Annotated in this window: 28 protein-coding genes; 16 read left to right on the top strand and 12 right to left on the bottom strand. The window is 35.4% G+C overall.

Features of this window, described 5'->3' with window-relative positions:
* Positions 1-219 precede the first annotated feature (219 nt).
* Positions 220-1,800, bottom strand: a complete 1,581-nt coding sequence (locus tag AC061C_RS06950; RefSeq protein WP_478290568.1) for a L,D-transpeptidase family protein — start codon at positions 1,798-1,800, stop codon at positions 220-222.
* 607 nt (positions 1,801-2,407) lie between these two features.
* Here AC061C_RS06950 and AC061C_RS06945 point away from each other — a divergent pair.
* The 14 genes from AC061C_RS06945 to AC061C_RS06880 all read left to right on the top strand — a co-directional run bounded on the left by AC061C_RS06945 (position 2,408) and on the right by AC061C_RS06880 (position 13,094).
* A complete protein-coding gene (locus AC061C_RS06945; RefSeq protein ID WP_478290567.1) occupies positions 2,408-2,926 on the top strand; it encodes a nuclear transport factor 2 family protein in 519 nt (172 codons plus the stop codon).
* Between the two features lie 128 nt (positions 2,927-3,054).
* Positions 3,055-3,732, top strand: coding sequence for a tRNA (guanosine(46)-N7)-methyltransferase TrmB (gene trmB, locus AC061C_RS06940; RefSeq protein WP_478290566.1), 678 nt, complete (start codon positions 3,055-3,057; stop codon positions 3,730-3,732).
* A gap of 30 nt (positions 3,733-3,762) precedes the next feature.
* Positions 3,763-4,395, top strand: a complete 633-nt coding sequence (locus AC061C_RS06935; RefSeq protein WP_478290565.1) for a LysE family transporter — start codon at positions 3,763-3,765, stop codon at positions 4,393-4,395.
* A 52-nt stretch (positions 4,396-4,447) separates the two neighbouring features.
* Positions 4,448-4,777, top strand: coding sequence for an MGMT family protein (locus tag AC061C_RS06930; protein WP_478290564.1), 330 nt, complete (start codon positions 4,448-4,450; stop codon positions 4,775-4,777).
* Between the two features lie 204 nt (positions 4,778-4,981).
* Positions 4,982-6,112, top strand: a complete 1,131-nt coding sequence (locus tag AC061C_RS06925; protein ID WP_417985190.1) for an Mrp/NBP35 family ATP-binding protein — start codon at positions 4,982-4,984, stop codon at positions 6,110-6,112.
* A gap of 70 nt (positions 6,113-6,182) precedes the next feature.
* Positions 6,183-6,422 (top strand): NifU family protein, encoded by a 240-nt coding sequence (locus AC061C_RS06920; protein WP_073205171.1) that lies wholly within the window; start codon positions 6,183-6,185, stop codon positions 6,420-6,422.
* 112 nt (positions 6,423-6,534) lie between these two features.
* Positions 6,535-6,852 carry a 2Fe-2S iron-sulfur cluster-binding protein gene (locus AC061C_RS06915; protein ID WP_309756649.1) on the top strand — a complete coding sequence of 106 codons (318 nt, stop codon included), beginning with the start codon at positions 6,535-6,537 and terminating at the stop codon, positions 6,850-6,852.
* Positions 6,853-6,976: 124 nt separating this feature from the next.
* Complete coding sequence (locus AC061C_RS06910) at positions 6,977-7,339, top strand: S-adenosylmethionine decarboxylase family protein (protein WP_158728591.1); 363 nt, start codon at positions 6,977-6,979, stop codon at positions 7,337-7,339.
* Positions 7,340-7,344: 5 nt separating this feature from the next.
* The gene (locus AC061C_RS06905) at positions 7,345-8,559 is read left to right on the top strand and encodes a DUF4178 domain-containing protein (protein ID WP_478290563.1); all 1,215 of its coding nucleotides are present in this window, start codon (positions 7,345-7,347) and stop codon (positions 8,557-8,559) included.
* 2 nt (positions 8,560-8,561) lie between these two features.
* Positions 8,562-8,747 (top strand): hypothetical protein, encoded by a 186-nt coding sequence (locus AC061C_RS06900; RefSeq protein ID WP_309756643.1) that lies wholly within the window; start codon positions 8,562-8,564, stop codon positions 8,745-8,747.
* A gap of 21 nt (positions 8,748-8,768) precedes the next feature.
* The gene (locus AC061C_RS06895) at positions 8,769-8,984 is read left to right on the top strand and encodes a DUF350 domain-containing protein (RefSeq protein ID WP_309756641.1); all 216 of its coding nucleotides are present in this window, start codon (positions 8,769-8,771) and stop codon (positions 8,982-8,984) included.
* Positions 8,977-10,494: a polyamine aminopropyltransferase gene (locus AC061C_RS06890; protein ID WP_478290562.1), complete on the top strand. Its 1,518-nt coding sequence runs from the start codon at positions 8,977-8,979 to the stop codon at positions 10,492-10,494. The genes AC061C_RS06895 and AC061C_RS06890 overlap by 8 nt, the downstream gene beginning before the upstream one ends.
* Entirely contained in the window at positions 10,472-12,097 is a 1,626-nt protein-coding gene (locus tag AC061C_RS06885; RefSeq protein ID WP_478290561.1) for a flavin monoamine oxidase family protein, read from the top strand. The genes AC061C_RS06890 and AC061C_RS06885 overlap by 23 nt, the downstream gene beginning before the upstream one ends.
* Entirely contained in the window at positions 12,078-13,094 is a 1,017-nt protein-coding gene (locus AC061C_RS06880) for a hypothetical protein (protein WP_478290560.1), read from the top strand. Before AC061C_RS06885 ends, AC061C_RS06880 begins: the two co-directional genes overlap by 20 nt.
* Before the next feature lie 65 nt (positions 13,095-13,159).
* Here AC061C_RS06880 and AC061C_RS06875 read toward each other — a convergent pair whose 3' ends face one another.
* The 7 genes from AC061C_RS06875 to AC061C_RS06845 form a co-directional block, all read right to left on the bottom strand.
* Positions 13,160-14,056: a serine/threonine protein phosphatase gene (locus tag AC061C_RS06875; RefSeq protein WP_478290559.1), complete on the bottom strand. Its 897-nt coding sequence runs from the start codon at positions 14,054-14,056 to the stop codon at positions 13,160-13,162.
* 80 nt (positions 14,057-14,136) lie between these two features.
* Positions 14,137-14,862: an SGNH/GDSL hydrolase family protein gene (locus tag AC061C_RS06870; protein WP_478290558.1), complete on the bottom strand. Its 726-nt coding sequence runs from the start codon at positions 14,860-14,862 to the stop codon at positions 14,137-14,139.
* Between the two features lie 63 nt (positions 14,863-14,925).
* The gene (locus AC061C_RS06865; protein ID WP_478290557.1) at positions 14,926-15,708 is read right to left on the bottom strand and encodes a DUF3050 domain-containing protein; all 783 of its coding nucleotides are present in this window, start codon (positions 15,706-15,708) and stop codon (positions 14,926-14,928) included.
* 182 nt (positions 15,709-15,890) lie between these two features.
* Positions 15,891-17,069 carry an acyl-CoA dehydrogenase family protein gene (locus AC061C_RS06860; RefSeq protein WP_478290556.1) on the bottom strand — a complete coding sequence of 393 codons (1,179 nt, stop codon included), beginning with the start codon at positions 17,067-17,069 and terminating at the stop codon, positions 15,891-15,893.
* Positions 17,070-17,241: 172 nt separating this feature from the next.
* On the bottom strand, positions 17,242-17,955 hold the full coding sequence (locus AC061C_RS06855) for a tRNA1(Val) (adenine(37)-N6)-methyltransferase (protein WP_478290555.1): 714 nt from the start codon (positions 17,953-17,955) through the stop codon (positions 17,242-17,244).
* An 88-nt stretch (positions 17,956-18,043) separates the two neighbouring features.
* Positions 18,044-18,568, bottom strand: coding sequence for a ribosome maturation factor RimM (gene rimM / locus AC061C_RS06850; RefSeq protein ID WP_478290554.1), 525 nt, complete (start codon positions 18,566-18,568; stop codon positions 18,044-18,046).
* Between the two features lie 15 nt (positions 18,569-18,583).
* Complete coding sequence (locus tag AC061C_RS06845) at positions 18,584-19,144, bottom strand: 30S ribosomal protein S16 (RefSeq protein ID WP_417946481.1); 561 nt, start codon at positions 19,142-19,144, stop codon at positions 18,584-18,586.
* Positions 19,145-19,346: 202 nt separating this feature from the next.
* Between AC061C_RS06845 and AC061C_RS06840 the strand changes: the two genes are divergently transcribed.
* Together AC061C_RS06840 and rbp are read left to right on the top strand one after the other, a co-directional pair.
* The gene (locus AC061C_RS06840; RefSeq protein WP_478290553.1) at positions 19,347-19,832 is read left to right on the top strand and encodes a DUF6252 domain-containing protein; all 486 of its coding nucleotides are present in this window, start codon (positions 19,347-19,349) and stop codon (positions 19,830-19,832) included.
* 156 nt (positions 19,833-19,988) lie between these two features.
* Positions 19,989-20,351 carry an RNA-binding regulator gene (gene rbp / locus AC061C_RS06835; RefSeq protein WP_309758564.1) on the top strand — a complete coding sequence of 121 codons (363 nt, stop codon included), beginning with the start codon at positions 19,989-19,991 and terminating at the stop codon, positions 20,349-20,351.
* Between the two features lie 103 nt (positions 20,352-20,454).
* On the opposite strand, the gene leuB is transcribed toward rbp, so the two are convergent.
* From leuB to leuC, 4 genes are all read right to left on the bottom strand, one after another.
* Positions 20,455-21,516, bottom strand: coding sequence for a 3-isopropylmalate dehydrogenase (leuB, locus tag AC061C_RS06830; protein ID WP_478290552.1), 1,062 nt, complete (start codon positions 21,514-21,516; stop codon positions 20,455-20,457).
* A 96-nt stretch (positions 21,517-21,612) separates the two neighbouring features.
* A complete protein-coding gene (locus AC061C_RS06825) occupies positions 21,613-23,205 on the bottom strand; it encodes a hydroxymethylglutaryl-CoA lyase-like TIM-barrel protein (RefSeq protein WP_478290551.1) in 1,593 nt (530 codons plus the stop codon).
* Between the two features lie 137 nt (positions 23,206-23,342).
* A complete protein-coding gene (gene leuD / locus AC061C_RS06820; protein WP_478290550.1) occupies positions 23,343-23,939 on the bottom strand; it encodes a 3-isopropylmalate dehydratase small subunit in 597 nt (198 codons plus the stop codon).
* Positions 23,940-24,059: 120 nt separating this feature from the next.
* Positions 24,060-25,454 (bottom strand): 3-isopropylmalate dehydratase large subunit, encoded by a 1,395-nt coding sequence (gene leuC, locus AC061C_RS06815; protein ID WP_478290549.1) that lies wholly within the window; start codon positions 25,452-25,454, stop codon positions 24,060-24,062.
* Positions 25,455-26,002: the final 548 nt, after the last annotated feature.

Below are 26,002 nucleotides of genomic sequence, written 5' to 3'. Positions count from 1 at the left end.
AATTTTTATATAAACCATTAAGAAATTAAGACAATTAAGTTTTATACTTAATGGACCTTAATTTCTTAATGGTTCAAGAAAAAAGCTACTTTGTTTTTATAAACCAACAAATTTGCCTATTGCTTATTAATGATAGATAGTCAAAAAATCAGCGCAAATCCCTGTAATGCATCTCCGATTTTTTTCGGAACTATACAAACGATTTGAATTTTGGATGGGTTACTTATCAAACAACAAGGATGCTAATGCTTCGTCTCTTTTATAGACATCTTCATAGAAATGAACCACGCCGTCAGCATCTACCCAAGCAGTGAAATAACCAATGTACACCGGAATTTTGTTTTTGAGCGTGTACCAATATTCTTCTCCGCTGTTCATAGCCGTTTCTATCTTTGCTGGATTCCATTTTTTATCGTTCTTCATAATCATGGCAGCAAGTTCTTTTGGCTTGGCGACACGAATGCAGCCATGGCTAAAAGCGCGATCCTCCCTGCCAAATAAACTTTTGGATGGTGTATCATGCAAATAAATCGCATTCGAATTGGGGAATAAAAACTTCACTAATCCCAATGAGTTTTCAGGTCCTGGTTTTTGTCTTACAAAACTATCCTTCCATTCCATGTTGTGTTCGGCCAAGTAATTCGGATTCTTTTCAATGGCAGGAAGAATTTCTTTCTTAAGGATACTTGTCGGTACATTCCAATACGGTCTGAACACGATATATTTCATTGGAGCACTAAAAATTACGGTTTTATTCATGGCTTTTCCCACCACAACCTTGGATACTAATTCTGGTTTCCCGTCTCGGAAAAAAGTTAGTTCATAGGCAGGTATATTCACTACAATCAATTCCTTAGATTTCGTGATATCATTCGAGATCCATCGGCAACGTTCCATGTTGATCATGATGTTTTTAATGCGTGCAGCAACGGGAACATTCATGTATTTGATGTGTTCTGGTAATATCTTTTTGTTGAGTAGATTACCACTTCTCTTTTTAAATTTCAATATTCCTTCTGCTAATTCAGCGTCATAAACGGCACTTTTAGAATCTCGCGATATATCATTGGTAATAAAAAGACGTGTTCTGATTTGTGCAATTGCAGTGGCACTATCTCCAACTTTATAAGACTTTACGGTTGAGTCTAGTGCGATGGCTTTCCATCCTCCTTTTTTTTGTATCGCTCGGTATTCTTGCAATACTTTTTTTAGTAGAAAATATTGTTTTAAAACACCTTTTTCTTCTTTATTTATTAATGAAGGATTGATTAACAGCGAATCTAAATAATTGACATAGGATTGTCTTTTTCGAGGCAAAAACCAACCTAAATCTTGTGTTTTTTGAGTACTGATGCCATCGTAGACTTTATCTGCATAAAAAAAGTACAGCGCAGAACTCAACAATTCAGTGTTAATACTTGCTTTCTGATTGTCTTCTGGATTGTCATAAATATCATCTAATTTTTCCTTATACGGAATTTCAGTTTCTAGTCCTTCCTGACTCATGTTATTCACTTTGTTGTACAGTAAGCCAGCAAATTCATTGAGACCATCTTTATCAAACCAAATGTAATGAAACTGATGTTTGCGGTATAATTGTTCTACCTCGCTTTGGTAATTTTTTAGTTTTGGATATTTTTCAAAAAAAGTATTGATTTGAGTGCTGTCAAAAGCAACTTCAACGGTATTTAAACTTGGTGCACTTGTAGCATCATTGGGATTATTTTTCTTTTTACAAGAAACAATTGTCAACAGCATTGTAAAAACAATAATAAGTATTGGGGAACATAACTTTCTCATAATTGGAACTTTAAATCTTAAATTTTTCTGTTTAAAGCAATACAAAAGTACGTCAAAACTTGATATGTAATTTTGCATTAGTAGGACTGGTCTGGATGCATATTTTTTTTTGAGACAGATTATTAAAAATAATTCAAATATAAAACATTGCAAATGAAACGATTGTATTTGGTTTTTTATTTTTTAACAAAATTATAAATTAAATCGAACCGTGAAAATCCAAAAATTATGAAAGGAATTAAGGAAATCTTTAAAGTTTTTTATTCCAAAAGGCTTAAGGTCTATTCATGTGTTATGTTGTCGAAACTATTTTATCAAATCAATTCTTTCCGCTTCGCTCAAAAAACGCTGTAGTAAAGATGTAACTCTGTCTTGTGAATGCGCAGTAAAAGACAACACGGTAATGTCTCAAAAAATAGCGCTATTGCTTTACGTATTTTGGGTCTTGTGGGTTTGACCTCAAATTACAGTTAGTTGGTTGTATAAATAGGTATTGTGCGATTCATTTCAATATTGTGTGTTTTTATGCTACCTTTATTCGACACAAAAAAGGAGTACGCGCATACTACTAGCTTTTGATGGAGAAATAAATATAATACCCAATAAAATGAAAAAACTACTAGCTGTTTTGACTGTAATAACCGTATTGGGTTGTAAAAGTGTGATGGTAAATCAAACCGATTCTACAAATGAAATCAATGTTACATTAGATACTTGGCATAAAGCTGCAGCAGATGCTAATTATAATACGTACTTTAACTTGATGACTGATGATGCAATTTTTATTGGTACTGATGCAACAGAAAATTGGAATAAAACAGCATTTCAGGCCTATGCAAAACCACATTTTGATAAAGGGAAAGCGTGGAGTTTTACAGTTGTAGAACGCCATATTTTTTTTGACAAAACAGGAAAAACCGCTTGGTTTGACGAATTGCTAAATACTCAAATGAAAATTTGTCGCGGCTCAGGTGTGTTAGTCAAAATAGGACAAGAGTGGAAAATAAAACAATACGTTTTGTCTATGACAATCCCAAATGACAATTCCAACAAAGTGATTGAATTGAAATCAGCAAGCGAGTCGGTTATTATCGATAAGCTTAAGGCTCAAGGAATAAAAAACTAAGAGCTGGTTCTGTTTTAAGTAAATAATAGATTTCGTTATCGAAAGTTGCCTGCTGATTTTTCATTTTTTTGCTACTTTGACATTCGGTCTTATATATTTCCTTAATTTTGCCGAAATATTCAAAAAAAGTGGGAAGCAAAAATAAATTAAAGAGGTTCAAGGAAAATGAGACATTTGTTAATGTTTTTCAACCAACGAGAGAAGAGGTAGTAGGTGATTTATTTCCTTTGAAAGGCAAGTGGAATACAGAATTCTTCAAAAATGACAATCCATTAGTGTTGGAGCTAGGTTGTGGAAAAGGGGAATATTCTGTTGGACTTGCAGAACGATATCCGAATAAAAATTTCGTAGGAATCGATATTAAAGGAGCTCGTTTTTGGCGTGGTGCCAAGACTGCTGTAGAAACTGGCTTGCATAATGTTGCTTTTATTAGAACCCAAATTGAATTAATCAATCATATTTTTGCTGAAAATGAAGTAGATGAAATCTGGATCACTTTTCCAGATCCGCAAATAAAATATAAACGCACGAAACACCGAATGACAAATTCAGAGTTTTTGCAGTTGTATAAAAAAATCCTCAAAAAAGACGGAGTTGTTAACTTAAAAACCGATAGTGAGTTTATGCACGGCTACACACTTGGTTTACTTCATGGCGAAGGTCACGAAGTTTTATATGCCAATCATAATGTGTATGTAAACGAGGGAAGTCCAGAGGAAGTGACTGCATTTCAAACTTTTTATGAAAAACAATATTTGGAAATTAACAAAGCAATTACTTATATTCGATTTAAAATTAAAGAATAGTAGTGCTTTTTTGATATTTGTATTTTACCTATGAATTTAATTACTTCCTTGTTTCTGGGTTTTGTTACTGCTTTTGTAGGGATTACGCCTCCGGGTTTGATTAATATGACAGCAGCTAAAGTGAATCTAAAGGAAGGTAAAAAAAGTGCCTATTGGTTCGTTCTTGGTGCGGTAATTATCATTTTCTTTCAGGCAGCTATTGCAATACTCTTTGCACAATTTATAAAAGAACGTCCCGAAGTTATTGTACTGTTGCGCGAATTTGGTTTTGTGATATTTGCTGTATTGACAGTCTATTTTTTATTGATTGCCAAAAAGCCAAAGAAGAAAAAAGAAATAATTAAAAAAAGGAGCACTTCGACTCGTTTTTTTCTAGGGATGCTCCTTTCAGCGCTCAATTTTTTTCCAATTCCATATTATGTTTTTGTGAGTGTAACATTAGCCTCATACAATTTGTTTTATTTTGATACCACCTATGTCTTTATTTTTGTATCGGGAGTAGTATTAGGTTCTTTTTTGGTATTTTATTTTTACATAACTTTTTTTCAAAAAATACAAAATAAGACCGATTATTTAATGCGCAATATGAATAGCATTATAGGGGGTATAACGGGTTTGGTATCTTTGATCACACTAATAAATATTATCCGGTATTATTGGTAGTAGATTTTTAATCTTCAAAAAAGCAAACTTTCTTTTTATCAAACATAAAGCCATGTCCGACGATAACTTTTTTGAAAGGGTTTACGCTGTAGTAAGGCAAATTCCATACGGCAAAGTGACCTCTTACGGCGCTATTGCAAAAGCTTTAGGCACAGCTCGATCCGCTAGAATGGTGGGTTGGGCCATGAATGCGTCTCATGCTTTAGGTGATGTTCCAGCACATCGCGTGGTCAATAGAAATGGATTACTAACTGGAAAACTACATTTTGATGGAACAAATTTGATGCAACAGTTGTTAGAAAACGAGGGCATTGTTGTTGTTAATAATCAGATTGTAGATCTTGATTCGGTTTTTTGGGTTCCCGAAATCCGAATGGAGTAGCAAACTTTTCTTTGATTATAAAAGTGTTGAATTGGTTGATGAATAGAAAAGCAGGGCTATAAGTAGTGGCAATTTGCAAATCAATAAATGCAATACAAATCCTTTAAAATAAGAACTTAAACTGCTATCTTTGTAATCTGAACTCAGTTTAAATAAAGATAATATTCTGGTATGCAAATGCCAATAGAAAAAAGTGGAATAAAAATGAAATTAGAAAGAAAAGACATTCTTAAAGCATTAGAAACTATTACTATAGCTGGAGAAGGTAAAAATATGGTAGAAAGTGGCGCTATTGCAAATGTGATTACTTTTGGGGATGAAGTGGTAGTAGATTTAGTGTTGCACACACCGGCAATGCACATTAAGAAGCGCGCAGAAGACGATATCAAAAAAGCAATTTTAGAATTAGTATCATCAGAGGCTAAAATAAAAATAAACAGCAAGGTTGACGTTCCAGACAAGCCAGAAATCAAAGGAAAAGCTATACCTGGAATAAAAAATATTATTGGTGTTGCTTCCGGTAAAGGCGGAGTTGGGAAATCAACAGTAACAGCAAACTTAGCGGTAACACTAGCTAAAATGGGTTTTTCAGTAGGTATATTAGATGCTGATATTTATGGGCCTTCGATGCCAATCATGTTTGATGTCGAGAACGAAAAACCAATTTCAGTTACAGTAGATGGCAAATCTAAAATGAAACCCGTAGAAAGTTATGAAGTAAAAATACTTTCGATTGGATTTTTTACAGCACCAAGTCAAGCCGTAATCTGGAGGGGACCAATGGCTTCTAAAGCGTTGAACCAGATGATTTTTGATGCAGATTGGGGAGAATTAGACTTTATGTTAGTCGATTTGCCACCAGGAACAGGAGATATTCACCTTTCTATTGTACAATCCTTGCCTATCACGGGTGTTGTAATTGTAAGTACGCCGCAAGCCGTGGCTTTGGCCGATGCAAAAAAAGGAGTTTCGATGTTTATGTCTGAAGCTATAAATGTTCCTGTCTTAGGAATTATAGAAAACATGGCCTATTTTACACCGGAAGAATTACCAGAAAATAAATATTACATTTTTGGAAAAGAAGGCGCAAGAAATCTTTCAGAAGATCTTGATGTTGCCTTTCTTGGAGAAGTGCCGATAGTACAATCTATTCGTGAAGCAGGAGATTATGGCCGTCCAGCAGCGATGCAAGAGGGTTCTGTTATCCAAACTGTTTTTGAAGAAATCACTAGAAATGTAGTACAGGAAGTTGTTAGTAGAAATGAAAATTTACCAGCGACTGAGGCTGTAAAAATTACAACTATGGCAGGTTGTTCCGCAGTAAATAAAAAATAGAAATTAGAATCTTTTGACAATGATTTATAATCTTTCAATTTTCTAATCTTTCAATCTTTAAATAAAGAAAATGACAACAGAAGAATTAACAATAGAAGTTCAAAAAGCACTAGAAGAAATTAGACCTTTTTTGAACTCAGATGGCGGTGACATCACACTAATTTCCATCGAAGATGATAAGCATGTAAAAGTGCGTCTCGAGGGAGCTTGTACCAGTTGCAGTGTCAACCAGATGACTTTGCGTGCCGGGGTAGAAACCACCATTAAAAAATTTGCTCCACAAATAGAAACTGTTGTTAATATCCTATAAACGGTATTAAGCGTTCCTTTTAAATAGAAAAGATAAAAAAGACCTATGTTTTTCTATTAAAAGCATAGGTCTTGCTATTGTCTCAATGAAACTCTCAACCCACAACTGATTTATGGATGTATTAATAAAGATAAAAGATAGAGAAGGAGTAGTGCATGAATTACAGGCTCCCACCGATATGGCTATGAATATTATGGAACTTTGTAAAGCGTATGAACTTCCAGTTGAAGGAACTTGTGGCGGAATGGCTATGTGCGCTTCTTGCCAATGTTATGTTTTGAATGATGTGCCGTTGCCAGAAATGAATGATGATGAAGAGGCCATGTTATCAGAAGCATTTTATGTAAAATCAAATAGCCGTTTGGGTTGTCAAATTCCAATAACCGAAAGCCTTGAAGGATTAGAACTAGAGTTGGCTCCTGAAAATTAAGCGATTGTTATCTACAACATAGAACCTCAAATGATGTGAAATTATTTGAGGTTTTTTTTATTCAAATAAAATAGATATATTCGTACATTATAAAATTATATCTCAATTTCTTCATTACGAATACATGGACCTTACGACCTATTCTCCTGGATTGCATAAACTAGTTACCTTGCAAGTTCAGGACTCTCAAAAATTAACGGATAGTGCCGGTTTCACTAAGGTTACAGAAGAAATTTTGACACAATTTTCGCTAGAAAAAGTAGGTGTCGTAGTTCATGATTTCGAAAATAGGAGTTTCACCATTTCATTTTGCCTCAAAGAATCCCACATTTGCATTCACACTTGGCCAGAGTACAACCAGCTGACTCTAGATGTGTATTTGTGCAATTATTTACAAGACAATTCACAAAAAGTAAAAGATGTAATGGCTGCCTATGTTTCATATTTTGATGGGGTGCTAATAAAAGATTTCGAAATTAACAGATAATACGCATGGAAGTTACCTGTACAAATTGCAATCATACCACACAATTAGATGTAAACTTTGATGTAAAGATCTATGCGTGTACCAATTGCGTTTATGTTTATCAAGAACGAGATGGTTTACGATTTAAAGATCAACTAAGACCTTTTACATTTTCAGATCAATTAAAAGTGGGTCAAGTAGGTGTTTTTAACAATACCGATTATACCATTACGGGGATTTTGATCAAAGAAAATGAAGGATTTGAATGGACTGAATACATCCTGCAAGGCAAAGAAAATTTTTTGTATCTATCCGAGGCCGATGGGCACTGGATCATTCTTGAAAAAATAGAATTTGCTTTAAAAGTAGGGAATCATCCAATAACGGTTGATTATGAAGGACTAACTTTTGACAGATACGATTATTTTTATCCCAAATTAAGAGCGGCTTGTGGTTTTTTTGACTTTGATATTTTTGAAAAAGCGGAGCTCATTGAATATATAAATCCACCTCAAGTACTTTCTTTTGAACGAAATGGAAGCGAACAAAATGCTTTTTTGGGGAAACACATTTCCAAAGCTGCTGTAAAAAAAGCCTTCAGCGCATCTTATTTACCCACTAAAGTTGGAGTAGGAATGGTTCAGCCTTTTCTGTATAACTTGCGTAATTTAGCCATTACTTTATGCTGTGTTTTGGCATTAATTTTAGTCTCTAATTGGTTTTTAAATAAAGATCGTGTTCGGACAGAAGTGCTGGATACCCAATTAGCGTTAGCGAACTTTACTACTAAAGATTTTGTAAGTCCTAGTTTTACTCTCAGCGGTAGCCCTGCGCCATTAAAGGTAAAGTTGTATGCACCCGTGAGCAATTCATGGGTCAATGTTCAAGTAGCGCTTATCAACGAAAAAACAGGCGAAGAAGTCTATGCGAGTAAAGATATTGAGCATTATTCAGGCTACACAGATGGGGAGTCATGGTCCGAAGGTTCAAACTCAGAGGAGTTCAATTTATGTGGTGTCCCAGCGGGCACCTATCATTTAAACATCATCCCAATGAAAGCTCCTGAGGATGTTACCAGTGATTTTATGAATGTAAAAGTGGTATGGAGTGAGCCTTCATCTAGAAATATTTGGCTCATTTTAATAATTATGGTTGTTTTTGTACTTGTCTTATATTATGTAGAGAAAAATTTCGAAGCTAAAAGATGGGGAGAAACTAACGAGTCTTTTTTTAATTCTTAAGTATGGATAAGATTTTAGATTTTATGCGCAGTAATGCTCTTTCACTTGTGATAGGAGCTCTTTTTTACGCTTTGTTTGTTTATTACAATGCCACTGGAAGTCAGTTGTGTGATTGCGAATCTACCGAAAATTATAGACCTTCCTCTTCAAATTCTCGCGGTGCAGTAAACCGTTTTTATCATAAATAAATTAATTTTAAACTATCAAATATGGATTTTATCGCTTCAAAACCTATTTTAAACTCGATTGTTTTTTCACTTTTAGGAATTATCATTTTACTGATAGCCTACTTTATTATTGAAAAACTAACTCCCGAGAATACTTGGAAACAAATTACAGAAAAAAATAATACCGCTGTAGCTATTGTCTTTGGTGCACTTATTATTGGTTTTTCAATGATTATTAGTGCCGCAATACATGGGTAAAAAATTTTTAAAATTCGAATACCTCCTTCTTTTTGCTGTTTTTACAATTGCAACTTGCGGTTTGGTATATGAATTGGTTGCAGGAACTCTGGCCAGTTATTTATTAGGCGATTCGGTAAAACAGTTTTCGTTTATCATAGGGGTTTATCTTTTCTCCATGGGAGTGGGTTCATATTTTTCTAAATTCCTAACAAAGAACATGCTCAACACTTTTGTTGAAATTGAAATCTTGGTAGGGCTTATAGGTGGTTTAAGTTCTGTTGTGTTGTTCTTGTTGTTTGAAAGCGTATATTCTTTTCAATTTATTTTATACCTTTTAGTGTTCGTAACGGGCTGTCTTGTAGGACTTGAAATTCCATTGTTAATGAACATTTTAAAAGACAAAGTACAGTTTAGAGACTTAGTTTCTAATGTGTTTACTTTTGATTATATAGGAGCATTATTGGCATCCATATTATTTCCGTTAGTATTGGTTCCTAAACTTGGAATCATGGGAACTTCCTTGTTTTTTGGGATGATAAACGTGAGTATCGCTATTGCCTTGTGCTTTCTTTTAAAAGCTGAATTGAAGAGCGTATATCTATTAAGAACCAAAGCCATTGGAGCTTTCTTAATCTTGTTTGTAGTGTACTTGTTTTCAAATTCTATTTTGTCGTATTCTGAAGGAAAACTGTACGGTGAAAACATTATTTACTCTAATGCAACACCCTACCAACGCATTGTGCTTACTCATAACAAGAGCGATTACCGCTTGTACTTGAATAATAATTTGCAATTCAGCTCAACAGATGAATACCGATATCATGAAGCGCTGGTGCATCCTGCTATGTCTATGGCCAAAAAAGTAGATAACGTTCTGGTTTTAGGCGGTGGAGACGGATTAGCAGTTCGAGAAATTTTGAAATATAAAGATGTAAAGCATGTTACTCTTGTAGATCTTGATGAAGGCATGACCAAGATGTTTCAAACCAATTCTGTTTTGACTAAATTCAATGCAAATTCCTTGAATAATTCCAAAGTAGAAGTGCTCAACAAAGATGCTTTTGTATGGGCTAAGAATGCCAAAAAACAATATGATGTGGTAGTGGTGGACTTTCCAGATCCTTCAAATTACAGTTTAGGAAAGTTGTATTCTTGGAGTTTCTACAGCACCCTCAAACAAATTTTAACTTCTGATGCCGTGGTGGTGGTGCAAACTACTTCTCCTTATTTTGCTCCCAAATCGTTTTGGTGTATCAACAAAACCATGATGGAAGTTTTTCCTCAGGTGGATGCGTATCACGCCTATGTTCCTTCTTTTGGAGAATGGGGATTTTCCATTGCTATGAATGGTTTCATGACTAATTTTAACACCGTAAACAGGCAAGTAGAAGGGTTGCGTTTTTATAATTATCAGTTTGATAAATTCAATTATTTCGCCAAAGATATGATTTCAAAAGACATTGAAATCAACCGATTAGATAACCAAATTTTAGTGCGCTATTTTGATGAAGAGTGGGGAAAATTATAATATCTCGAGACGCTTTTTTGTAAAAACTGTTGGATTAGCTTTACTTGCCGTGCCGTTTTTACAAGCTTGTCAGGAAAAGGCAATTCAGGTTCTTATTCGTTTTTCTGGCACCAATCATATCTTGGGGCACCGATTGCGTACCAAAAACTTTCCAAAACCAACCAAGCAAATTCATATTCCTTTTTTAATTGTGGGAGGCGGAATAGCAGGGCTAAGTGCTGCTAGGCAATTTTCAAAAAAAGGAATTCATGATTTTTTAGTCGTGGAATTAGAAAACCATTTGGGCGGAAATTCATCAAGTGGAGAAAATAAGTATTCCAAATATCCGCTAGGAGCACATTACTTACCATTGCCTAATAAAGCCGATCAAGAATTGCTTGATTTTCTTGAAGAGGAAGCCATCATTCAAGGATATGACCATGAGGGTTTTCCAATATTTGATGTGCAACAACTCACATTTGCACCAGATGAAAGATTATTTTATAGAAACAATTGGCAGGAAGGGTTGGTGCCAAAAACTGGAAACACACCAGATGAGGATGCACAAATTCAAGATTTTTTCTTGAAGATGAGCTCTTTTAGAACGGGTAAAGATAAAGATGGAGTGTATTATTTTGATATTCCGTTAGCCAAATCTTCTCAGGAGCCATCCATACGAGCTTTAGACAAAATGACAATGATGCAATGGTGCACGCAAGAAGGGTATACAGCGCAACCACTCTTGAATTACATTGATTATTGCTGTAGAGATGATTTTGGTTTGGGTATCAAAGAAGTTTCGGCATGGGCTGGTATTCACTACTTTGCAGCTCGGAAGCAAGACACGGCTCCAGAAGGAAATGATACCGTTCTTACTTGGCCAGAAGGCAATGCCCGTTTAGCATCACATTTAAAAAAACATACTCATTCTAAAACACTTACCAACCACATTGTATTTGATATAAAAATTGAAAATAAGAAAGTAATTGCAGCCACATATGATGCGCAAAATCAAACTTCACTGGAGATAATTGCCGATAAGGTTATTATGGCTACACCTCAGTTTGTCAATCAATACTTTTTTAAGGATCGAAAAAAAATCACCAAAGATTTTCACTACGCACCTTGGTTTTTGGCAACTCTCGTAGTTTCAGAACTTCCAGATAATGGTAGTTTTCCTTTGTGTTGGGACAATGTAATTTATGGTTCAAAAGGGTTGGGGTACATCTACGATCAACACCAAACGCTACAGCAAATCCAATCCAAAAAAGTGATTACTTATTATTACAGTTTTTCAACTCTTGAAATTAAGAAAAACCGTAGACTGTTGTACTCCCAAAAAGAGAACTATTGGAAACAAATAGTTCTTGATGATTTAAAAATGGCGCATCCCACCATTGAAAGTTTTATAGAGGACATTTACATTCATCGATTGGGACACGGAATGATTAGTCCTGTTCCGGGTTTTATTTTTGGTCAAGCCAAAAAAGAAGCATCAGCTAGCATTGATAATCTGATTTTCTTTGCTCATTCTGATTTGGCGGGCATTTCAATTTTTGAAGAAGCATTTCATCAAGGTATTAACATTGTAAACACAATTCTTGATGGAGCAACCGTGGATTGATAAGCCCAAAACAGACATGGTTTTTATTCTAGCACCTGCCTTTTTTGTGGTCGCTGTCGTTTTTTTATTTCAAGATAAGTTACAGTATGTGGAGGAGCATTTTTCTTTTTACACATGGTTGTTTCTGATTGTTTTTATAGATGTGGCTCATGTGTATGCTACCTTGTTTAAAACGTATTTTGTTCCAGAGGCATTTCAAAAAAGACAGTCGTTATTGATTTTTTTACCGATTTTATGTTTTGTAATTGGTATGATTCTCTTTAGTTTTGGTAGCCTTATCTTTTGGTCAGTCTTAGCGTATGTAGCTGTTTTTCATTTTATAAGGCAACAATATGGGTTCATGCGCTTGTATTCACGCAAAGAAGTGAAAACTAAGTGGAGTACTTTTTACGATGCTTTAGTTATTTATACCGCTACAGGATATCCTATGTTGTATTGGTTTTTTTCAACACCTAGAGCCTTCAGCTGGTTTACGCCACACGATTTTGTAAAACTCGAACATCAAGGAATTTTAAGTATTTTAGGTTGGGTTTACGCACTAATTCTTGTAAGTTATTTAGTTTCTACGGTGTATACATATGTAAAGGATCAGTATTTTAATATTCCAAAAAATGCCATTATTTCAGGAACTTTTTTATCATGGTATTTCGGAATAGTGTATTTTAATAATGATTTGGTTTTTACATTACTCAATGTGGTTTCTCACGGTATTCCGTATATGGCTTTGATTTATCTTAACGACATTCAAAAAAACACTACCAATCCATACCGTTTTTTGGGTTATTTACGCGGTTCAAGAGGCGTAATGCTGTTTGTAGCTTTTGTACTTTTAATTGCGTTTTTCGAAGAATATTTTTGGGAAATCCTGGTTTGGAACGATCAGTTTGCCGTTTCTAGTTATGATTTTTCCAGCTGGCAATTTATTTTGGTTCCCTTACTCACAGTGCCTCAATTCACTCATTATTTACTGGATGGTTTTATTTGGAAATCCAAGTAAAGATTCCTTTTTTTAAGAAGTAAATTTTCATTCATTGCTATTTACAACAATCCGATTTTTATGATTTAAACATAGTTTTTTAACAGTGTTGGACCTTCCAATACTTCTCTAACAACTTGCAAAATGCCATCTTCTTTGGTATCAATAAACCATTTTATTAGGGTGATCGTTCCTGCTACAATTTCTATACCCGTAATACTTCTGGGATGTACGCAACTTCCGTCATTGAAATAGGGTGTCGAATTTAGGCTGGGATAGGAGAAACTGGGACGATGCGTGTGTCCAACTATTGTTATTTTACGACCGTTATTTTCAATCCATTTTTTGATGCGGAGTTCAATTTTTATGCGCTCCATGTAATTTTTAGCAGGACTTGTTGGATCTGAAATCCCCCATATTTGCAATGGTTTCCATAATATTCGTACCATAAACCGATTGATTTTCCAACCGATGTAATTCATGAAATCAGCCTGATGGCCGTGTGTCAAAAACAATTCTTGATTGGTATCTTCATGAACTAAAACGAGTGCTTCATGACATTTAATACCAGTAAATAAAGGTTCTTCTTTGTCGTTTTGCGTATTGGTATAAGTAGAGAGTGTTTTTTGTGCATGCGCGTTATCTTTAAAAGTCATTTCATGGTTGCCCCAAATTTTGTAATATCTTTTAGAATCATGAAATTTTTTAAGTAATAAATAAACGCTTTTGTGTGCTTCAAAAATAGTTTTGAAAAAGATGTTTTCCCAAAGTTCATCACCATCCCCGAGCTCAAAATAGGTAAATCCATCATTGTAATACTGGGTCATTGCATGAAAATAAACATTTCGATTGCTGGCAAAGTCATCGGCAAAGCTGTTGTCACTGCGATGGCAATCACTAAAGAGAATAAACTTTGATTGATCGTTAAAAGGAATTCTCTGCGCTTCGATAAAAGCTCTTGTTAATCGTTCTTGCGAAGCCATTTTTTTAATTTTAAAACTAAAGATAAACAAAATAGCCCTTAATGCTAGGGTATCTTTGAGGTTTCGTAATTCTAATGTTTTTAATTGTGAATTGCAGTAGTCGCTGTTGGGAACATTCGTTCTACAAATAATGAGTAGGCAAGCTCAGAAGGATGTAAACCATCTGAAGCTACTAAACTTTTATTAGTCAAACCCTGTCTAGTACTATCAGTGATGAAAATAAAAGAAATAGAATTAGCTTCACAATAATTTTTCGCATACTCATTGTAGCGGTCTATCTGTGATGAAATAGCAGCTGGATTACTTGATGCTTGCCCAAAAGGAGTAAAAGCATAATCTGGTATTGAGACCACAATTACGTTGGATTTATCACCTTTTGCAAAAGCAATAGCTTTATTAACAAGTTCAGGGAATTCTTTTTCATATAAAGAAAAAGGCTTGTTTTGATATTGGTTGTTTACACCAATAAGTAAAGTGACTAAATCGTAATTGGAAGAGGGATTTTGAGTGGCAATAGCCGAAAGCAAGTTAGTTGTAGTCCAGCCTGTTCGCGCAATGATTTGATGGGAATATGTATTTTTTGGATGTAAATCCCCTAGTTTTTTTGATAGTTGCGCTGGAAAACGACAGGTTTCGCAAACACTTTCTCCAATGGTATAGCTGTCTCCTAGAGCGAGATAAGTATAGGTCTTATTTTGTATTGGCGTCGAAGTTGGTATCGGTTGTGAAACATCATTTTCTACACTACAACTTGAAAACAAATACAACGAAAATAACGCAACTAGTACTTGAAAATTCTTTTTCATTATTTTGAAATTAATGGCAATTCGTTTCCAAATAATAGTTACGTATATAAGAAACTATTGGTTTTACGCCAGTTCTACTTTCAGAATAAGGGACTCTTCTATGGCGTCCCATAATCCAATTCTTTTTTCTAAGGCCATTTTCGATACTTCTTCAACATCAGACCATTTTTGAGCATCAGTTCCGCAAAGTTCCGTTATCATTTTCATGGCCATAGGTCCGTGGTCATCAGCATCTAATTCGATATGTCTTTCAAAATAGTATATCAATTTGCTTAAATCGGTATCAGGGAAATTAGCCTGAAAGTTTTTCAAAATAGCAGTAAACATACTCGGAATCAAATCTTCTCGTCCAAAAGTGAACGCTGCAGCAATTTCATGTGATTTTCCCTCCTCAATAACTCGGAAAGTAAAATCTAAAAAGGCTTTAATATTAGGATGTAAATTGCTTTTTTTGATCGCTACAAAAATATTTTTCAGCGAATTTACTTCTGATAAAAAATGTTCGATTCCCGTCGTGCTAGCTCCGCACGCTTTCATCGCTTCGATGTACATTTCATAATGACTAGAACGTTGGCCATCGATTGTCAAATCAGACTCTTCGGCAACCACAATCTCATTGATCAAATATCTAGTTTGTGGATTGGTTGTGGCGAACCACGGAGTTGTCGTACACGTTAATTTAGATTGTAAGGCTTTCAATAAAGACATAAAATCCCAAACGGCGTATACGTGATTTTCAAGAAAACAATGTAAATCCTCGATGGATTTAACTTTGTTGTACAAAGAATGTTGTAACAATAGTTCTTTTTGGGGCTGAATACTATTGTTGATTGTGTCAATATTCATAGGTGGTATTTTTTAACAAATATAAAAAAGCTCCTTGTTTCCAAGAAGCTTTTGTAATCAATTTTACTAATTCTTTTATAACTGTTTAGTATTAAAAGAATATAAACTCTCGTATGTTAAGTTACGATTTTTCTATAATTATGGTTTTTAAAAAAAACAAAAACGATTAAATATATCCGATATTATTTAAATGCAGGAATTCCGGTAATATCCATTCCTGTAATCAATAAATGAATATCGTGCGTGCCTTCATACGTAATTACAGATTCTAAGTTCATCATATGTCTCATGATAGAATATTCACCTGTAATTCCCATTCCGCCTAACATTTGTCTGGCTTCACGAGCAATATGAATTGCCATATCTACATTGTTTCTTTTAGCCATAGAGATTTGAGCGGTTGTGGCGCGTCCTTCATTTCGTAGAACACCAAGTCTCCAAGTTAGTAATTGTGCTTTGGTGATTTCGGTAATCATTTCGGCCAATTTCTTTTGTTGTAATTGTGTTCCTGCAATTGGTTTGTCAAACTGAATTCTTTCTTTAGCGTAACGCAAAGCGGTATCATAGCAATCCATAGCAGCACCAATAGCACCCCAAGCAATACCGTAACGAGCCGAGTCAAGGCAACCTAGTGGTGCGCCTAAACCAGATTTATTAGGCAATAAGTTTTCTTTTGGAACCTTTACGTTGTCAAAAATTAATTCTCCTGTTGATGATGCACGAAGCGACCATTTATTATGAGTTTCAGGAGTAGTAAAACCTTCCATGCCGCGTTCTACGATTAAACCGTGAATTCGTCCTTCCTCATTTTTAGCCCAAACAATAGCGATATCAGCAAAAGGTGCATTCGAAATCCACATTTTGGCACCATTCAATAAATAATGGTCTCCCATATCTTTAAAGTTTGTAATCATACTTCCTGGATCAGAACCGTAATTAGGTTCCGTTAATCCAAAACAGCCCATGTATTCACCAGTAGCCAACTTTGGTAAATATTTTACGCGTTGCTCTTCGTTTCCGTATTTCCAAATAGGATACATTACTAACGATGATTGAACAGATGATGTAGAACGAACACCAGAATCTCCGCGCTCAATTTCCTGCATGATTAAGCCGTATGAGATTTGATCTAAACCAGCACCGCCATACTCTTCCGGTATATAAGGACCAAAACCACCAATTTCTCCCAGACCTTTTATGATTTGTTTTGGGAATTCTGCCTTTTGAGCGTATTCTTCTATAATAGGAGATACTTCACGTTTTACCCAAGCACGTGCAGAGTCACGCACTAGTTTGTGTTCTTCGTTCAGTAAATCATCTAAGTTATAATAATCTGGAGATTGGAATAAGTCTGGTTTCATGGTTTTATGAATTTTATAGAGCACAAATTTACATAAAGAAATATAACAAAAGCATTAACAATTGTTATATTTTTTAAAAATTGGTTGTTTTGTAAAATTAATTTCTAATGTACGACTAAAGTTTAAATTAAACGGACAACTACGAAAATTTAGGTTTTGTTTAAAAGAAGTTTTACATCTTCAAATAAAAATCCCTAGTCAAGGCAATGTATTCTGGAGTGTAACTATGCCTAGCAGTCTCGATAATTAATTTGTCAACTGGAAAATTAGGAGTTTCACTTCGGCTAAAAGCCAATAAACTACGTTTGATTTCAGTGGTTGGTGTTCCTTTTACGTGCGTAATTTTAAAAGGGTATAGCTCATATTCTTTGGCTATCGCCAAAAAACGACCTTCTTCTTTAAATGGAATGATTACGGCGAATATTCCGTTTTCAGATAGTAATAAATCGGCGGCCTCAATCAATTCTTCAAAAGGCATTGCATCAGCAAAACGGGCTAAATCACGCTGTTCGTTATCAGTTTTGTAATCTTCAGTATAAAATGGAGGATTGGAAACAATTAAATCGTATTCGTCTTCAGGCTCTTCTATAAATTCGTCTAAGCCAGCATGATAACAAAATAACCGATCGCTCCAAGGAGAATTTTCAAAATTATCTACAGCTTGCTCATAGGCGTCTTCGTCAATTTCTAAAGCGTCAATTTGTTCTGCGTTGCTTCGTTGTGCCAACATCAGTCCAATTATACCTGTTCCAGTTCCAATATCTAAAATGCTAAATGGATTGTTAACAATTGGCGTCCAGGCACCCAACAAAACGCCATCAGTACCAATTTTCATGGCGCAGCGATCTTGTTCAACAGAAAATTGTTTAAATTGGAATTTAGACATGAAGACAAAAAAATTAAACCATTAAGAAATTAAGGGAATTAAGAAAAAACGTAATGAACCTTAATTTCTTAATGGTTCAAAAAATAAACTAAAGGTACATTTCAATTAACCCTTCTGGTAAATCCATGATTACTTTTTTGTTTTCACGATCAATTTTAACCAAGAAATGGTCAATCATAGGAATAAGAATTTCTACATCACCGTTTAAAACTTCAAATAGAGGCTGAGCTGTAGTGTCATTTATAGATTCTATTTTTCCAACAACGCCTAGACGTTTGTCTTCAACTTCAAAACCAATTACTTCGTGGAAATAGAATTTATTGCCGGTAAGTTTTGGCAACATATTTAAGGGAAGATATAAGTCGTTGCCAATTACTGCATCGGCATCTTCTTCGGTATTCATATCTTCAAAACGAATTCGAAGGAAATCGCTTTTGTGCAGCGAACTGCTTTCAATAAAAAATGGAACCAAGTGTTTGTTGCATTCAACAAACACTGATTCCAAGTTTTCGTATAACTCAGGTTCGTCCGTGTCTAAATAGGCAAGAACTTCCCCTTTGAAACTAAATTTTTTAGCGATTTTACCTAAGTAGAAACAATCTTCTTTACGCATTGTCGCCTTCTAAAATTATGCTTCAGTTGTTTCGTTATTTTCTTCTGCAGCAGGAGCTTCTTCAGCTTCAACTTCAGCAACTTCCTCTTCAACAGCAGGAGTTGCAGCAGCGATAGCATCAGCCTCAGCTTGTGCGGCAGCAGCTAAACGTTTAGCATTAACTTCTTGCTCTGCTTTGAAAGCTTTAGCTTTTTCAGCAACTTGTGCTTTAGTCAAACCTTCTTTCTTAGCATCAACTTTTCCAGCTTTAGCTTCTAACCAAGCAGCTAATTTTGCATCAGCTTGTTCTTGTGTCAAAGCACCTTTACGAATACCTCCATCAAGGTGGTGTTTCAATAAAGCTCCTTTGTAAGAAAGAATAGCTTTAGCAGTATCAGTTGGTTGTGCACCATTGTGCAACCATTTTACTGCACTTTCAAGGTTTAACTCGATAGTTGCTGGGTTTGTGTTTGGATTGTAAGTACCGATTTTCTCTAGGTATTTACCATCTCTTTTTGAGCGAGCATCTGCTGCTACAACCCAGTAAAAAGGTTTTTGTTTTTTACCGTGTCTTTGTAATCTAATTTTTACTGACATAATCTTGTGATTAAATTTTGAGGTACTCGACCTCGATTAATTAAGGGTGCAAAGATACATTTTTTATCGATAAATGCTAACTGCTGTACTATTTTAATGAATTTTAGGGTATTAAGCAAAGCAATAGTTTTGTTTTTTGTAGCAATAGTCTTTTATTTTAGGTCTAATGTCCTATTTTTGTTCCTCACAAAAGTGAATTATTATGAAAAAATATTTTTTGATAACCCTTGTTTTTTTTGGCTTGCTTTCCTGTGAGGACGACGTTCGTTTCAACAATCCTTCTTTTCAGGGTCTAAAAGACAATGTGTTTTGGAGAGGCGTGCGATCAAAAGCTACTATTGCTTCAGATGGATCCTTGCTAATAGAATCCCTTATTGTAAACGAAACGATATCCTTGAAAACTGCTTCTGCTGAGCCTCAAACTTATTTTCTTGGAACAAGTGAGGCAAGTAAAGCAGTTTGTACCATTACTAATCCGGCTACTGGTCTAACTACGTATACAACTGGTTTTGGTGTTGGTCAAGGCCAAATTATAATCACCGAATATGATGCAATCAACAAGACTGTTACTGGGACCTTTAAATTTAGTGCTGAAAACACCGATAGCAGTTCTCAGGCGAATGCAACTGTCAATTTTCAACAAGGTGTTTTTTATAAAATTCCAGTAGAAAAATCTTTAATTCCCTAATTTTGGGGCTGTTTTCTTATAAATACTAATCATTACATAGTTTCACTATTGCAGCTCCTATTTTTTTTAAAAGTGAAATAAAACATAAATAAGCTAATATGTAGTAGATTAGAGAAAAATAGCAGTACATTTGTTCTATTATTTAAATAAGTACATATGAATATTTTTGTTGGAAGCCTTCCATTCAGTATTGAGGAAGCAGATTTAAGAGAGTCTTTCGAGGCTTACGGAGCAGTAGATTCAGTTAAAATTATCTCAGATAAATTTACAGGAAGAAGTAAAGGTTTTGGTTTTGTTGAGATGCCAAACGATGACGAAGCTCAAAAAGCAATTGACGAATTGAACGGAGCTACTGTTCAAGGACGTGCAATAGTAGTAAACAAATCTGAGCCTAAACCAGAAGGTGAAAGAAGAAGTTTTAACAATAACAGTCGTGGTGGAGATTCACGCGGTGGTTATGGTGGTGGAAACAGCCGTGGTGGAGATAACCGTGGTGGTGGAAACAGAGGAGGATATTAATATTTTTTTCTAGCTATAAAAAAAGGTGTCAATGAAAATTGACACCTTTTTTGTTTGGATACGGTAGAGATGCACTGCAGTGCGTCTCTACCACCTACATTTTTTATAGATTAGCAACCAACCAATCTCCTACCTCACTAGTTTTATAAGCCTTTGAATCCTTAGCAGATAAATCTTCAGTTAAAATTCCTTGTTCTAAGGATTTGTTAACTACTGATCGAATGGCATTTGCTTCGTCTTTTAATCCAAAAGCATCTTCAAACATCATCGCTGCGGATAATACTGTCGCTAATGGATTTGCAATATTCAAACCAGTTGCTTGTGGATACGAACCATGGATAGGTTCGTACAATGAAGTATGTTCTCCAACAGATGCAGAAGGCATTAATCCCATGGAACCTGAAATAACCGACGCTTCATCGGTTAAAATATCGCCAAATAAATTCTCCGTTATTAAAACATCATAAGAATTGGGCCATTGCACTAATCGCATTGCAACGGCATCAACAAATTCATAACTTACTGTAACTTCTGGATACTCTTTTTCCATTGCTTGTACTGTTTCTCGCCACAGGCGCGAGGTTTCTAGAACGTTAGCTTTATCAACACAGCATAGTTTTTTAGTACGAGTCATCGCTAGCTCGAATCCTTTTTTAGCTAAACGTTTCACTTCAGATCTGGTGTAAGTACAGGTGTCAAAAGCTGTTTCACCATTGTCTTTTCTTCCTTTTTCTCCAAAGTATATTCCGCCTGTCAGTTCTCGTAAAAAAATTAAATCCGTTCCTTCGATGCGTTCTCTTTTCAAAGGAGAATGGTCAATTAAAGACGGGAATGTAAAAGTGGGACGTACATTAGCAAACAAGCCCAACTTTTTACGCATCAATAACAATCCTTGTTCAGGCCGTACCGGAGCAGTGGGGTCATTATCGTATTTGGGATGTCCCACAGCGCCAAACAAAACAGCATCAGCAGCTAAGCAGATTTCGTGGGTTGCATCAGGATAAGGAACGCCTACTGCATCTATGGCGCAAGCTCCAGTAAGTGCCGGTGTCCAAGTGATTTCGTGGTTGAATTTTTTAGCAATGGCGTCAGAAACTTTCACGGCTTCATTGATTACTTCGGGTCCTATTCCGTCTCCAGCTAAAAGTGCTATTTTTAATTTCATATTAATTGTGTTTTCCTCTCTTCAGCCCCCTCCGAAGGATGCGTAGACCGGGTTTTGAAGGATTGGGTTTGTCGTTTGTGTTGTGTTTCTTTAATTTTATTTCAAATTTTCAAGCTCCAATTTCGGTTTGGCTCCCTCCCTTTCGGTGAGTTCCGAAGATTGGGGATTGGAGGGGATTACATTCAGCATTTTTTGTGTTGCAATTATTGCGGCTACTGTTTGGTCAGAATCTAATCCTCGCGTTTTAAACTCTTTTCCTCCGTTGGTCCAAGTTATGATGGTTTCACATAAGGCATCAGAACTACTTCCTGGCGGAATCCGGACAGCATAATCAATCAGTCTTGGTAGTTCTAAATTTTTACTCTTATATATTTTTGCCAAAGCATTCATAAATGCATCAAATTGTCCGTCACCTTGCGCGTGTTCTTCAATAATTTCTCCATCAATTTTTAAAGACAAAGTAGTTGATGGACGCAGTCCTTTGGCATGCGATAAGATATACGATTCTACTACGATTCTTTCTTGGTAGGACTGGCTGTCTAAAACATCTGAAATGATATAGGGTAAATCTTCCTTAGTAACCGTCTCTTTTTTATCACCTAATTCAATAATTCGTTGTGTGACAAGTTTAAGATCTTCGGGATTAAGTTGCAAGCCTAGTTCTTGTAAATTTTTTTCAATATTGGCCTTACCTGATGTTTTTCCCAATGCGTATTTTCGCCTTCTGCCAAAACGTTCCGGAAGTAAATCATTAAAATACAAGTTATTTTTATTATCTCCATCGGCATGAATTCCAGCTGTTTGCGTAAATACATTGTCACCTACAATTGGCTTATTTGCTGGAATTCGGTAACCCGTAAACGTCTCGACTAACTTACTTACAGAATACAAAGAAGATTCTTTGACGTTAATTGCTACATGTGGTAAAAAATCATTAATTACGGCAACTGTACTTTCTAGAGGTGCGTTTCCTGCTCGCTCTCCCATTCCGTTTACGGTCACGTGGAGCCCATGAATACCTGCTTTTACTGCTTCCATAACATTAGCAATACTTAGATCGTAGTCGTTGTGTGCATGAAAATCAAAATGTGAATTTGGATATCGAGTTATAATTTTAGAAATAAATTCAAAAGTTTCTGAGGGAATTAAAACGCCCAAAGTATCTGGTAGTAAGATTCTTTTGACGGGTTGTTGGGTTAGAAAGTCTAAATATTCAAACACGTATTCAGGAGAATTGCGCATTCCGTTACTCCAATCTTCTAAATAAACATTGGTCTCTATATTGTTTGCTGTCGACAAAGCAATAGTATGTGCTATTTCAGTAAAATGTTGTTCGGGCGTTTTTTTTAACTGATGAGTTAAATGATTCAAAGATCCTTTGGTTAATAAATTTTGAATAATTGCGCCCGTATTTTTCATCCATTCGATAGAGAGTCCATTATCAACAAAAGTCAATACTTCGATTTGGTGGGCGTATCCTTTTTCTTTGGCCCAAGTCATTATCCCTTTTACACCTTGAAATTCACCTTCACTCACACGCGCTGAGGCAATTTCGATTCTATCAACTTGTAATTCTTCCAGTAATAATTGCGCAATGGTTAATTTTTCTGCAGCAGAAAATGACACTCCTGATGTTTGTTCTCCATCGCGAAGTGTGGTGTCCATTATTTCAATTTTTCTTTTTTCCATTATATATGTACTGCTAAAAGCGGCTGTGATTCTCGTAATTAGAAGCTTTGCTTTTTTATTTTCTAAAAATTTAAAAGCAGCAATCTAGCTTTACAACTGTATCAAGCGTAATATTGATAAATTATACTTGTATGTTTTTAGTAAGGATAGGCATTGGCAAATGCAACAATTTCCTTTTTTATGTTTTGCAAATAGTCAATATCATCAAAACCATTCAACATATTATTTTTTTTGTAACCATTAATATCAAAAGACTCCTTAGTGCCAGTTGCTAATAAAGTAATCGTTTGTTCAGGTAAATTAATCTCCAATTCTGTTTTGGGATCCGCTTCGATAGCTTTGAAAATAGTTTCAGCAAATTCAGGGCTTACTTGCACCGGTAAAATGCCAATATTTAAACAGTTTCCTTTAAAAATATCTGCAAAAAAGCTAGAAATTACGGCACGAAAACCGTAATCATAAACTGCCCAAGCGGCGTGCTCACGCGAGGAACCAGAGCCAAAGTTTTTTCCACCCACTAGAATCTTACCAGAGTAAGTGGTGTCATTCAAGACAAAATCTGCTTTTGGCGTATCATCTGAATTGTATCGCCAGTCTCTAAAAAGGTTGTCGCCAAAACCCTTGCGTTCTGTTGCTTTCAGGAAGCGAGCTGGGATAATTTGATCGGTATCCACATTTTCTATTGGTAGTGGTACTGCACTACTCGTAAGAATATTAAATTTATCGTATGCCATTGTGATTGATTATTTTAGATTTCAGACTTTCCTTTTGAAAAATTGACTTTTAAAAAACTAAAACCTTTTTATTTTTAATTCTCGTTTGATATTGTTATTGCCATTGAAATTGACATTCAATTAGAACAACTCTCTTGGATCTGTTAAAACTCCTGTGACCGCTGCTGCTGCTGCCATAATTGGACTAGCAAGTAAGGTTCTGGAACCAGGACCTTGACGTCCTTCAAAATTTCGGTTGGAAGTACTTACTGCATATTTTCCTGCAGGAACTTTATCGTCATTCATAGCTAAACAAGCGGAACAACCGGGTTGGCGCAATACAAATCCAGATTTGGTAAGGATGTCTAATAATCCTTCTTCTTTAATTTGTGCTTCCACAACATGAGATCCAGGTACTAGCCAAGCGGTTACATTGTCTGCTTTTTGTCTTCCTTTTACAATTTCTGTAAAAGCTCTAAAATCTTCAATTCTACCATTGGTGCAACTTCCTAAGAAAACAAAATCAATAGGTTTGCCAATCATCACATCGTTTTCTTCAAAACCCATGTACGCTAAAGATTTTTTATACGTTTCGGCTCCACCTTGTTTTTGACTAGCGGTCGGAATAGTTGCAGAAATGCCAATTCCCATCCCGGGATTTGTACCATACGTTATCATAGGTTCAATGTCTGCAGCATTTATAGTTACTTCTGAATCAAAAACAGCGTCCATATCGGTTTTTAATGTTTTCCAATATGCAACTGCCTTGTTCCAAGCTTCACCTTTCGGCGCATACAAACGTCCTTCTAAGAAATCAAAAGTTTTTTGGTCTGGAGCAATCATACCGCCACGAGCCCCCATTTCGATACTCAAGTTGCAAACCGTCATGCGACCTTCCATAGACATGTCTTCGAAAACATCTCCTGCATATTCGACAAAATATCCGGTACCGCCTGAAGTTGTTAATTGAGAGATTATATAAAGCGCCACATCTTTTGGCCCAACACCTCTGCTCAATTTACCATTTACGTTAATACGCATTTTTTTTGGTTTGGATTGCATGATGCATTGGGTTGCTAAAACCATTTCGACCTCAGAAGTCCCGATGCCAAAGGCGATAGCACCAAAAGCACCGTGAGTTGAGGTATGCGAATCGCCACAAACTATGGTAGCTCCCGGCAAGGTGATTCCGTTTTCAGGTCCTACCACGTGTACAATTCCATTTTGTGCATGTCCTAAACCCCAGTGTGAGATACCATATTCAGCAGCATTATCTTCAAGTGCTTTTAATTGATTCGCTGATAAAGCATCTTGAACCGGCAAATGTTGATTTATTGTGGGTGTGTTGTGATCCGCAGTTGCAAAAGTGCGCTCCGGATATAAAACTGAAATTCCTCTTTCTTTTAAACCTAAAAAAGCCACCGGGCTAGTCACTTCATGAATGAAATGGCGGTCAATAAAAAACACATCAGGTCCATCTTCAATTTTACGCACCACGTGTGCATCCCATACTTTATCAAATAATGTAGAACTCATTTGTACTGTTTTTAATATTTCTTAGTCAAACTGACTGTGATTATAACTAATAAAGCAAATCTAAAAAAAGTATTAAATCTACATTTTTGAGTATTTCATTTTTTACGATGCCCAAAATCTCATCCGGATATTTATTAATTAAATTTTGTCTTTTAGACTTCTTTTTTAGTACTGCGTTTTTTATTTTTATAAAATGTATCGACAGTTTTTTTATTTTTTGATAATTAAGAAATAGTTAGTATTCAGGTCTTAAAAGCCGTTATGATTGTGAATATTTAATTAAATGGGATTTTTTTTAATTTTAAATTCACTTTTTGACTTTTGTTTAAACTGTATTTAAACTTGACATAAGTAATAAGTCAACTTTTTTTTAATTGTATTTCGGTATTTTTTTCGATGAAATACTACGACATCCAAAAATTAATATGTGGTCATCTTATCTTTATAACAAAGTACGATTGAGATGATTTGTTCAAAGTGATTGTAGTTTTAGTAGGAGAATATTTTTGTAAAATAAATTTATTTTTTGTTGATAACTTAGGTTCAGT

The sequence above is a fragment of the Flavobacterium sp. GNP010 genome, from assembly GCF_056428945.1.
The sequence above is the reverse complement of the archived record's forward strand: the minus strand, read 5'-3'. Positions and strand labels throughout refer to the sequence as shown.